Here is a 10976-nt window from a genome sequence, read left to right on the forward strand (position 1 = left end):
CACATACTAACAGGGCCTACTAGTACTTTTACTATTTTTTATAAAAATAATAAATATGCTCTTTAGCAAAAAAATATACCTGAACGGAGGATGAAACATGAGATTTATCATCCAGCGGGACCACTTATTGCAAAGCGTCCAGGATGTCATGAAAGCAGTAACAAGCAGAACAACTATTCCGATTCTTACTGGCATCAAGATTGTCGCAAACGAAAAAGGGGTGACATTAACAGGGAGCGATTCTGATATTTCCATTGAATCTTTCATTCCGAGGGAAGAAGAAGGAAGCGAAATCGTTGAAATTAAAAGAAGCGGCAGCATTGTGCTTCAAGCGAAATTCTTCAGCGAAATAGTAAGGAAACTGCCTACTGATACAGTTGAAATTGAAGCAGGTGAAAATCTGCAGACAGTCATTCGTTCGGGAAAATCGAATTTTAATCTAAATGGATTGGATGCGGAAGAATATCCGCACTTGCCGCAAATTGCCGAGGATAGAGTTTTCAGTATTCCAACGGATCTTCTGAAAACATTGATTCGTCAGACAGGATTCGCAGTGTCCACCTCAGAAACACGCCCAATCTTGACAGGTGTAAACTGGAGAGTGGCTGATGGTCAGTTAACCTGTATTGCAACAGACAGCCATAGACTTGCATTGAGAAAGGCATCGATTGAAGCTGGAGGGGAAGAAACCTACAATGCAGTCATTCCTGGAAAAAGTCTCAGTGAGCTGAGTAAAATTCTTGATGATACGACAGAAAAGGTTGAAATTGTTATTACTGACACTCAAGTATTATTTAAAACAAAACATCTGCTGTTCTTTTCAAGGTTGTTGGAAGGAAATTACCCTGACACAAGCAAATTGATTCCTGCTGAGAGCAAGATAGATGTGGTCGTAAACACAAAGGAATTCCTGCATGCAATCGACAGGGCTTCTCTTTTGGCTAAAGAAGGACGAAACAATGTCGTCAAGCTATCAACGATTGAAGAGAAGTCGGTTGAAATTACGTCTAATACACCGGAAATCGGGAAAGTAACAGAGGAAGTAGCAACAGAATCCATCGAAGGCGGAGAACTTGGGATTTCATTCAATGCTAAGTACATGATGGATGCTTTGAAAGCACTTGAAGGCAGTGAAATCAAAATCAGCTTCACTGGTGCGATGAGACCTTTTGTTATCCACCCTGTTAATGACGACACAACGCTTCAGTTAATTGTACCTGTCAGGACATATTAAAATAAAAGCCGCCAGAAACCTGGCGGCATTTTTTCCACCCTGAGAAGCGCAGAGTTATTTTGCTTAAAGGGGCATAATAGCTACAGACATTCTTTTACTTTGTCAGAACGTTTTTTTTTAGTAAAATAAAGTATTGGATGCATTTTGGAAAAGGGTGAGTATATGCAAAATGAAATGAAGATTGATACGGAATATATCACGATGGGCCAATTTTTAAAGCTTGCTGAAATCATTCAATCTGGCGGAATGGCCAAATGGTTTTTAAGTGAGCACGAAGTTTTCGTAAACGGAGAGCAAGACCAAAGAAGGGGCAGAAAACTACGCGACGGGGATATTGTGAAGATTCCCGGATTTGGCGAGTTTCTTGTTACGTCCTAAAGAGATTTATATAACGAGATTGAAATTGATGCTTTAACCAGGGGATGGTCCGTTCCATGTATATTGAAGAATTGTTACTGAAAGATTATCGCAACTATGGGGAACTCGAAGTCCGTTTTGAAAACAAGGTCAATGTGATCCTCGGAGAGAATGCTCAGGGTAAGACAAATGTGATGGAATCCATCTACGTGCTTGCGATGGCAAAATCTCATAGGACTTCAAATGATAAAGAACTTATTCGCTGGGACAATGATTATGCTAAAATAGAAGGACGGATAATGAAATCTCGAGGCCCGCTGCCGATGCAGCTTGTCATTTCCAAAAAAGGAAAGCGGGCGAAAGTAAATCATCTCGAGCAGAGCCGGCTAAGCCAATACGTCGGTAACATGAATGTGGTGATGTTTGCTCCAGAGGATCTGAACCTTGTAAAAGGCAGCCCCCAGGTGAGACGACGTTTTATCGACATGGAAATTGGCCAGGTTTCCCCTGTGTATCTTCATGACATGGGACAGTATCATAAAATCCTTCAGCAGCGGAATTCTTATTTGAAGCAGCTTCAAGTAAGAAAAATGCAAGATATGGCGATGCTCGATATCCTGACAGACCAGTTCATCACTGCTTCAGCGAAAATTGCCGCAAAGCGGTTTGAGTTTTTAAAGCTCCTCCAGCAGTGGGCTGAACCGATTCACCATGGCATTTCACGTGGTCTTGAGAAACTGGAGATCGATTACAAGCCTTCTGCCGATGTATGTGATGGACAAGATTTGTCGAAAATGATGAAAGTTTACTATGAAAAGTTTGATAAAATAAAAAACAGAGAGATTGAACGTGGCACGACCATGTTTGGCCCACACCGAGACGACCTCGCTTTTATTGTCAACGGTCGGGATGTGCAGACTTATGGCTCTCAAGGGCAACAGCGGACAACAGCGCTATCTGTAAAGCTCGCTGAACTTGAACTCATCAATAAGGAAATTGGCGAATATCCGATTCTCCTTCTGGATGATGTCTTGTCAGAGTTGGATGATTACCGCCAATCCCATCTGCTGAACACCATCCAGGGAAAAGTGCAGACTTTCGTAACAACGACAAGTGTTGATGGCATTGATCATAGCACTCTCAGAGAAGCTGCAACATACCGGGTTGATACCGGCAAAATGGAAAAAATCCAGTGAGGTGAATCCATGTATTTGCACGTAGGAGAAGATACGTTAGTCAGGTGCAGTGAGATCATTGCCATTCTGGACAAGGAAAGCGCAAGCTCCTCTCCCTATCTGGAAGAGTTCCTTCACAGCCATGAAGTCGTCACGCTTTCAAAGGCAGGATATAAGTCCATCGTCGTGACATGCAATAAAGTTTACTATTCCCCTCTTGCTTCAGGAACATTGAAAAAACGTTCAAAAAAAATATCCGCACAGGAATTTTAAATAGATCTAGCCAATTGAGCTGCCATCGCGGCTGCTCGCGGCAAAAAAAGATTTGCTAAGGAAAGTGTAGGTGACCGATGTGACAATGGAGCAGCAGAATATGCAAGGCCAGTCGTATGATGAAAACCAAATACAGGTTCTTGAGGGTCTCGAGGCAGTCCGCAAACGTCCTGGTATGTATATCGGTTCAACAAGTTCAAAAGGTTTGCACCATCTAGTCTGGGAAATTGTGGATAACAGTATTGATGAAGCGCTCGCGGGTTATTGTGATGAAATCAATGTCATCATCGAAAAAGACAATAGCATCACAGTAAAAGATAATGGACGTGGAATCCCGGTTGGAATTCATGAGAAGATGGGAAGACCGGCAGTGGAAGTCATCATGACAGTGCTGCATGCGGGCGGAAAGTTTGGAGGCGGAGGTTATAAGGTATCCGGCGGCCTTCACGGCGTTGGTGCTTCTGTCGTTAATGCTCTGTCTACTATTCTGGAAGTGTTCGTCCACCGTGATGGCCATATATACTATCAAAAATTCGAGCGCGGTGTACCAGCTGCCGATCTGAAGATTATCGGGGAGACAGACCACACTGGAACAACGATCCACTTTGTTCCTGATAGTGAAATCTTCACAGAAACGCTCGAATATGAATACGACATCCTTGCCACAAGGCTTCGTGAGCTCGCATTCCTGAACAGGGGAATTAAGATTGTCATTGAGGATAAGCGAAACGAAGAAGGAAAACGGAATGAATACCATTACGAGGGCGGCATTAAATCATATGTGGAACATTTGAACCGTACTCGTGAAGTCCTTCACGAAGAGCCTATTTTTATTGAGGGTGAAAAGGATGGCATTTCGCTTGAAGTAGCCCTTCAATACAACGATAGTTTTGCTAGCAATATTTACTCTTTTGCTAATAATATTCACACGTATGAAGGCGGAACACACGAATCTGGTTTTAAAACAGCTCTTACGCGGGTGATCAATGACTATGCGAGAAAGAATCGGATTTTCAAAGAAAGTGATGATAATCTGTCGGGGGAAGATGTGCGCGAAGGTTTGACTGCTATCGTTTCAGTCAAGCACCCTGATCCGCAGTTCGAAGGCCAGACGAAGACGAAGCTTGGAAACTCCGAAGTAAGAAATGTTACCGATACTACTTTCTCGGAACACTTTGAAAAATACTTGCTCGAGAATCCGTCAGTAGCTAGAAAGATAGTCGAAAAAGGCTTAATGGCAGCGCGGGCGCGGCTTGCTGCAAAGAAGGCACGCGAGCTAACAAGGAGAAAAAGCGCCTTGGAAGTTTCCAGCCTTCCAGGAAAACTTGCTGACTGTTCGTCAAAAGACCCATCCATCAGCGAACTGTATATTGTTGAGGGTGATTCTGCGGGCGGATCGGCTAAGCAGGGACGGGATCGCCACTTCCAGGCAATCCTTCCGCTCAGAGGGAAGATCCTGAATGTAGAGAAAGCGCGTCTTGATCGCATCCTTTCGAACAATGAAGTTAGAGCATTGATCACGGGAATCGGTACGGGTATCGGAGAAGACTTTGATCTCGTGAAAGCCCGCTATCATAAGATTGTTATCATGACGGATGCGGACGTCGACGGTGCTCATATCCGTACGTTATTATTGACTTTCTTTTATCGATATATGAGAAAAATCATCGAAGCAGGCTATATTTACATTGCTCAGCCGCCATTGTTCAAGGTCCAGCAGGGCAAGCGGATTGAATATGCATACAACGAGCGAGAACTGGAACAGCTTCTTGCTGATCTTCCGGCACAGCCAAAACCTGGTTTGCAGCGCTACAAAGGTCTTGGGGAAATGAATCCTACACAGCTATGGGAAACAACGATGGACCCAGACAATCGCCTTCTTCTCCAGGTAAGTCTTGAGGACGCCATCGAAGCGGATGAGACATTCGAAATGCTGATGGGAGACAGAGTTGAGCCGCGGCGCCAGTTCATTGAAGAGAACGCGGTGTATGTTAAAAACCTTGATATTTAACAGGATAGATAGTTTGTCTATCCTGCTTTGCATTTTTGAATGAGAAAAAAAAGATGCCCGCTGAAGAAGCCGGCATCAAGGAGGTTTCTACCAGATGGCTGAGACGCCTAATCCACGCGTGAAAGAAATCAATATCAGTCAGGAAATGCGTACTTCTTTTCTTGATTACGCGATGAGTGTTATCGTTGCCCGAGCTCTACCGGATGTTCGGGATGGACTTAAACCGGTTCACCGCCGAATACTTTATGCGATGCATGACCTTGGCATGCACTCAGACAAACCATTTAAAAAATCCGCCCGTATTGTCGGCGAAGTAATCGGTAAATATCACCCGCATGGTGACTCTGCCGTATATGAAACAATGGTGCGCATGGCGCAAGACTTTAACTATCGCTACATGCTCGTCGATGGCCATGGAAATTTCGGTTCAATTGATGGCGACTCCGCTGCTGCGATGCGTTACACAGAAGCGCGGATGTCTAAAATCTCTATGGAACTTCTTCGCGATATCAATAAAGACACAATTGATTACGCGGATAACTATGACGGGTCCGAGAGAGAGCCAGTCGTACTTCCAGCAAGATTCCCAAACCTTCTTGTAAACGGTACATCTGGTATCGCGGTAGGAATGGCAACAAACATCCCGCCCCACCAGCTTGGTGAAGTAATCGATGGTGTACTCGCTATCAGTCGTGATCCTGATATGAATATCCAAGAATTAATGGAAATTGTACCAGGGCCCGACTTCCCTACAGGGGGATTAATTCTTGGTAGAAGCGGCATCCGAAAGGCTTATGAAACAGGACGCGGATCAATAATCATGCGTGCAAAAGTGGAAATAGAACAGAAATCGAACGGCAAAGAAGTTATCATTGTCAGAGAAATTCCTTACCAAGTGAATAAAGCTCGGCTTATTGAAAAGATTGCAGAGCTTGTGCGCGATAAAAAGATAGATGGTATTACCGATCTGCGTGATGAATCAGACCGCGACGGATTAAGGATCGTCATTGAAGTCCGTAAAGATGCGAACGCTAATGTGCTTTTGAATAACTTGTATAAGCAGACAGCACTGCAAACAAGTTTCGGCATCAATACGCTTGCGCTAGTCGATGGACAGCCAAAGGTTCTGAACTTGAAGCAATGCTTGCAATACTATCTCGACCATCAGAAAGTAGTCATTCGCCGAAGGACTGAATTCGAACTTCGCAAGGCAGAAGCAAGAGCTCATATTCTTGAAGGCTTGCGTATTGCACTGGATCACCTGGACAGGGTCATTGCCCTTATCCGTGGTTCCCGCACAGCTGATATTGCCCGTGAAGGACTCGTACACGAATTTGGCCTATCGGAAAAACAAGCACAGGCTATCCTGGATATGCGCCTTCAGCGCCTAACAGGCTTGGAGCGGGATAAAATTGAAGATGAGTACCAGTCTTTGATGGTGTTGATTGCAGAATTGAAGGCAATCCTAGCAGACGAAGAAAAGATCCTGGAAATCATTCGAGAAGAATTAGAGGAAATCAAAGAACGCTTTAACGACAAGAGACGGACAGAAATTGTTTCCGGTGGCCTTGAAATGATTGAGGATGAGGACTTGATTCCGCAAGAAAATATCGTCATCACCCTTACTCACAACGGCTATATTAAACGTCTCCCTGTGTCTACCTACAGATCGCAAAAGCGCGGCGGCCGAGGCATTCAAGGCATGGGGACAAACGAAGACGATTTCGTCGAACATCTCATTACAACATCAACGCACGATACGATCCTTTACTTTACCAATAAAGGGAAAGTCTATAGAACAAAAGGTTATGAAATTCCTGAATTCAGTCGGACAGCGAAGGGGATTCCGATAATTAACCTTCTTGGTGTAGAAAAAGGGGAATGGGTCAATGCAATCATTCCGATTGAAGACTTCGCCACTGACTGCAATTTGTTCTTTGCGACAAAAGAAGGCATTTCGAAACGGTCGCCTCTTTCTTCTTTCGCTAATATTAGGAATAACGGCCTTATCGCTCTTAACCTCCGCGAAGGAGATGAGCTGATTTCTGTCCGACTGACAGACGGAACGAAAGAAATTATCATTGGAACGAAAAACGGCCTTCTTATCCGCTTCCCTGAAACGGATGTCCGATCAATGGGCAGAACAGCAACAGGCGTAAAAGGCATTTCACTTTCGAGCGGTGATGAAGTGGTTGGAATGGAAGTATTGGAAGATGGAGCAGAAATTTTGGTCGTAACAAAGAATGGCTTCGGAAAGCGAACGCCTTCTGAAGAATACAGAATACAAGGACGCGGTGGCAAAGGGATTAAGACATGCAATATCACTGATAAAAACGGTAGCCTTGTCACCATGAAAGTAGTTAAGGGAGAAGAAGATCTGATGCTGATTACCACTGGAGGCGTTCTGATCAGAATTCCTGTCAGCGGTATTTCTGTCACTGGAAGGAATACTCAAGGCGTAAAATTAATTAGTTTGAATAAGGCTGAAAACGAGTATGTGGCGACAGTTGCCCAAGTCAATAAAGAAGATGAAGCAGAAGAGATACTAGAGGAAGATGCGGCTAATACAGCGGATACGGGTGGAGCAACCCCTGAAATTCCTGATGAGGCCTCCACCGGCGAAGAATTGTAGAAATTTACCTGAGAAAGGAGCACAAATCAGTGCTCCTTTCTCTTCGTTTATGATGTAAAATATTCCTGTAAAAGAAATAATTAACCGGGGTGGCGTCGTGCGTGTAAGTATAGAGGAACTGCATATAGGCTGCATCCTTTCTGAGGATGTTTATAGCAAAACAAACCGACCAATCGTCGTTGGACAGACAGTCCTGACAGAAGAATTAATCGCGGTCCTGAAGTCTTTTATGATTAAAGAAGTTGAAGTAGAAAAGACTCTCGTATCAGGACTGCCCTTCCTGCCTTCCAAAGTGCTGGCTCCAGTGCAAGAAACGGAGCCGCAGGAAAAAGGAGAAGAACAATTGAATTTTTTCGACACTTTTCTAAGTACTAAAGTGCTTTTTGAAAAAGAATTTTCCTCTTGGCAATCAGGCTTTCCAGTGGACATATTTGTCATAAGGAACTTATTGCTTCCACTGATGGATATGATTGATAAAGAATCTTCAAACCTTTTCCGGCTCCATCATCTCACAACAAATGAAGATTATCTCTATCATCATTCCCTTGCGACAGGACTTATTTCTGCCTACATTGCTAAAAAGCTCGGGTACAACAAGGGTGACATCATCCAGGTTGCATTGGCTGGCTGCCTTGCGGACTGCGGGATGGCAAAAATTAATGGAAGGATATTAAAGAAGGACAAGACCTTATCCGGGGGAGAATTTGAAGAGGTAAAGAAGCATCCAACATATAGCTATCAAATGGTTAAAAACAGCACGCTGCTTAAGGAAAATGCAAGGATTGCAATCATACAGCACCATGAGCGTCTCGATGGTAGCGGCTACCCATTTGGCGAGAAGGATGCAAGAATCCATGAGATGGCAAAAATTATTGCAGTTGCGGACGTCTTTCATGCGATGACCTCTGAGAGAGTGTTCCAATCTAAAATGTCCCCTTTCAAGGTGATCGAGACGATCGATGAAGATTACTTTGGAAAGTTTGATGTAAGGGCAGTGAATGCATTGAAATCCATTTTCATGAATTACTCAGTCGGCAGCATTATCAAGCTATCGGATGGTCAGCAAGCGGAAATTATGTTTGTGGACGATAGACACCCTGCAAGACCGATGGTTAAACTGCTTAAAACAAACGAGATTATTTCGCTCACAAAGAACCGCCATCTTTATATTGAGGAAATTTTGGGATAGGCTGGCGTGTCCAGCCTCCTTATTCCTCTTGCCTTTAAGAAAAAACTCAAAAAGTATTGCTGAATCTGCTAATGCCTGATATAATCTTCAAAGTCAGCAGCACAAAACTTAGCGGAAAAACAAATGTTAAATTAGTTGTTGACACATTAGAATTCAAATGTTATATTATTAAAGTCGCTTCTGGGCGACAGAGAAATAAATTGCTCTTTGAAAACTAAACAAACAAGCGTCAACAAACAATAATATGATGGTCACTGACCATCAGCCAACGTTTTATTTGATGAGCTAATCACTCACTCTTTTATGGAGAGTTTGATCCTGGCTCAGGACGAACGCTGGCGGCGTGCCTAATACATGCAAGTCGAGCGGACAGAAGGGAGCTTGCTCCCGGAAGTCAGCGGCGGACGGGTGAGTAACACGTGGGCAACCTGCCTGTAAGACTGGGATAACTTCGGGAAACCGGAGCTAATACCGGATAATCCTTTCCTTCACATGAAGGGAAGCTGAAAGACGGTTTCGGCTGTCACTTACAGATGGGCCCGCGGCGCATTAGCTAGTTGGTGAGGTAACGGCTCACCAAGGCAACGATGCGTAGCCGACCTGAGAGGGTGATCGGCCACACTGGGACTGAGACACGGCCCAGACTCCTACGGGAGGCAGCAGTAGGGAATCTTCCGCAATGGACGAAAGTCTGACGGAGCAACGCCGCGTGAGCGAAGAAGGCCTTCGGGTCGTAAAGCTCTGTTGTCAGGGAAGAACAAGTATCGGAGTAACTGCCGGTACCTTGACGGTACCTGACCAGAAAGCCACGGCTAACTACGTGCCAGCAGCCGCGGTAATACGTAGGTGGCAAGCGTTGTCCGGAATTATTGGGCGTAAAGCGCGCGCAGGCGGTCCTTTAAGTCTGATGTGAAAGCCCACGGCTCAACCGTGGAGGGTCATTGGAAACTGGGGGACTTGAGTGCAGAAGAGGAGAGTGGAATTCCACGTGTAGCGGTGAAATGCGTAGAGATGTGGAGGAACACCAGTGGCGAAGGCGACTCTCTGGTCTGTAACTGACGCTGAGGCGCGAAAGCGTGGGGAGCGAACAGGATTAGATACCCTGGTAGTCCACGCCGTAAACGATGAGTGCTAAGTGTTAGGGGGTTTCCGCCCCTTAGTGCTGCAGCAAACGCATTAAGCACTCCGCCTGGGGAGTACGGCCGCAAGGCTGAAACTCAAAGGAATTGACGGGGGCCCGCACAAGCGGTGGAGCATGTGGTTTAATTCGAAGCAACGCGAAGAACCTTACCAGGTCTTGACATCCTCTGACAATCCTGGAGACAGGACGTTCCCCTTCGGGGGACAGAGTGACAGGTGGTGCATGGTTGTCGTCAGCTCGTGTCGTGAGATGTTGGGTTAAGTCCCGCAACGAGCGCAACCCTTGATCTTAGTTGCCAGCATTCAGTTGGGCACTCTAAGGTGACTGCCGGTGACAAACCGGAGGAAGGTGGGGATGACGTCAAATCATCATGCCCCTTATGACCTGGGCTACACACGTGCTACAATGGATAGAACAAAGGGCAGCGAAGCCGCGAGGTGAAGCCAATCCCATAAATCTATTCTCAGTTCGGATTGCAGGCTGCAACTCGCCTGCATGAAGCCGGAATCGCTAGTAATCGCGGATCAGCATGCCGCGGTGAATACGTTCCCGGGCCTTGTACACACCGCCCGTCACACCACGAGAGTTTGTAACACCCGAAGTCGGTGGGGTAACCTTTTGGAGCCAGCCGCCTAAGGTGGGACAGATGATTGGGGTGAAGTCGTAACAAGGTAGCCGTATCGGAAGGTGCGGCTGGATCACCTCCTTTCTAAGGATATAGTCTTTTAGGACTATCGGAATGCGAACCTTCGGGTTCGTAAGTTGAGTGCTTGTTTGTTTAGTTTTGAGGGAGCAATAACTCTCTATATTTTCCTGTTTGTGGGCCTATAGCTCAGCTGGTTAGAGCGCACGCCTGATAAGCGTGAGGTCGATGGTTCGAGTCCATTTAGGCCCACCATCCCATAAACGGGGCCTTAGCTCAGCTGGGAGAGCGCCTGCTTTGCACGCAGGAGGTCAGCGGTTC

Annotated in this window: 7 protein-coding genes, 1 tRNA gene and 1 rRNA gene; all 9 read left to right on the forward strand. The window is 45.5% G+C overall.

Translation table 11 applies throughout. The annotated features are described in order from the left end of the window. Nucleotides 1–97 precede the first annotated feature (97 nt). Nucleotides 98–1234 (forward strand): DNA polymerase III subunit beta, encoded by a 1137-nt coding sequence (dnaN, locus tag BQ5796_RS15670; RefSeq protein WP_071461070.1) that lies wholly within the window; start codon nt 98–100, stop codon nt 1232–1234. Between the two features lie 162 nt (nt 1235–1396). Next, nucleotides 1397–1612, forward strand: a complete 216-nt coding sequence (gene yaaA, locus BQ5796_RS15675) for a S4 domain-containing protein YaaA (protein ID WP_071461071.1) — start codon at nt 1397–1399, stop codon at nt 1610–1612. Between the two features lie 56 nt (nt 1613–1668). Further along, a complete protein-coding gene (gene recF / locus BQ5796_RS15680) occupies nt 1669–2787 on the forward strand; it encodes a DNA replication/repair protein RecF (RefSeq protein ID WP_071461072.1) in 1119 nt (372 codons plus the stop codon). Between the two features lie 9 nt (nt 2788–2796). After that, complete coding sequence (gene remB / locus BQ5796_RS15685) at nt 2797–3039, forward strand: extracellular matrix regulator RemB (protein WP_071461073.1); 243 nt, start codon at nt 2797–2799, stop codon at nt 3037–3039. Nucleotides 3040–3139: 100 nt separating this feature from the next. After that, complete coding sequence (gyrB, locus tag BQ5796_RS15690) at nt 3140–5050, forward strand: DNA topoisomerase (ATP-hydrolyzing) subunit B (RefSeq protein ID WP_234969399.1); 1911 nt, start codon at nt 3140–3142, stop codon at nt 5048–5050. 94 nt (nt 5051–5144) lie between these two features. Further along, nucleotides 5145–7682, forward strand: coding sequence for a DNA gyrase subunit A (gyrA, locus tag BQ5796_RS15695; RefSeq protein ID WP_071461075.1), 2538 nt, complete (start codon nt 5145–5147; stop codon nt 7680–7682). Nucleotides 7683–7779: 97 nt separating this feature from the next. Then, on the forward strand, nt 7780–8871 hold the full coding sequence (locus tag BQ5796_RS15700; protein WP_083413150.1) for an HD-GYP domain-containing protein: 1092 nt from the start codon (nt 7780–7782) through the stop codon (nt 8869–8871). A gap of 300 nt (nt 8872–9171) precedes the next feature. After that, nucleotides 9172–10721: ribosomal RNA gene (locus BQ5796_RS15705) — 16S ribosomal RNA — on the forward strand. 112 nt (nt 10722–10833) lie between these two features. Next, nucleotides 10834–10910, forward strand: a tRNA-Ile gene (locus BQ5796_RS15710). Nucleotides 10911–10976: the final 66 nt, after the last annotated feature.

It is taken from the genome of Bacillus massilinigeriensis (assembly GCF_900111815.1).
In the GTDB taxonomy this organism is placed as follows: Bacteria; Bacillota; Bacilli; order Bacillales; family Cytobacillaceae; genus Mesobacillus_C; species Mesobacillus_C mediterraneensis.

Bases quoted from the DNA above. Each gene is read 5' to 3' on its own strand.
- recF (WP_071461072.1), top strand. From the start codon at position 1,669: ATGTATATTGAAGAATTGTTACTGAAAGATTATCGCAACTATGGGGAA.
- yaaA (WP_071461071.1), top strand. From the start codon at position 1,397: ATGCAAAATGAAATGAAGATTGATACGGAATATATCACGATGGGCCAA.
- gyrA (WP_071461075.1), top strand. From the start codon at position 5,145: ATGGCTGAGACGCCTAATCCACGCGTGAAAGAAATCAATATCAGTCAG.
- dnaN (WP_071461070.1), top strand. From the start codon at position 98: ATGAGATTTATCATCCAGCGGGACCACTTATTGCAAAGCGTCCAGGAT.
- remB (WP_071461073.1), top strand. From the start codon at position 2,797: ATGTATTTGCACGTAGGAGAAGATACGTTAGTCAGGTGCAGTGAGATC.
- gyrB (WP_234969399.1), top strand. From the start codon at position 3,140: ATGCAAGGCCAGTCGTATGATGAAAACCAAATACAGGTTCTTGAGGGT.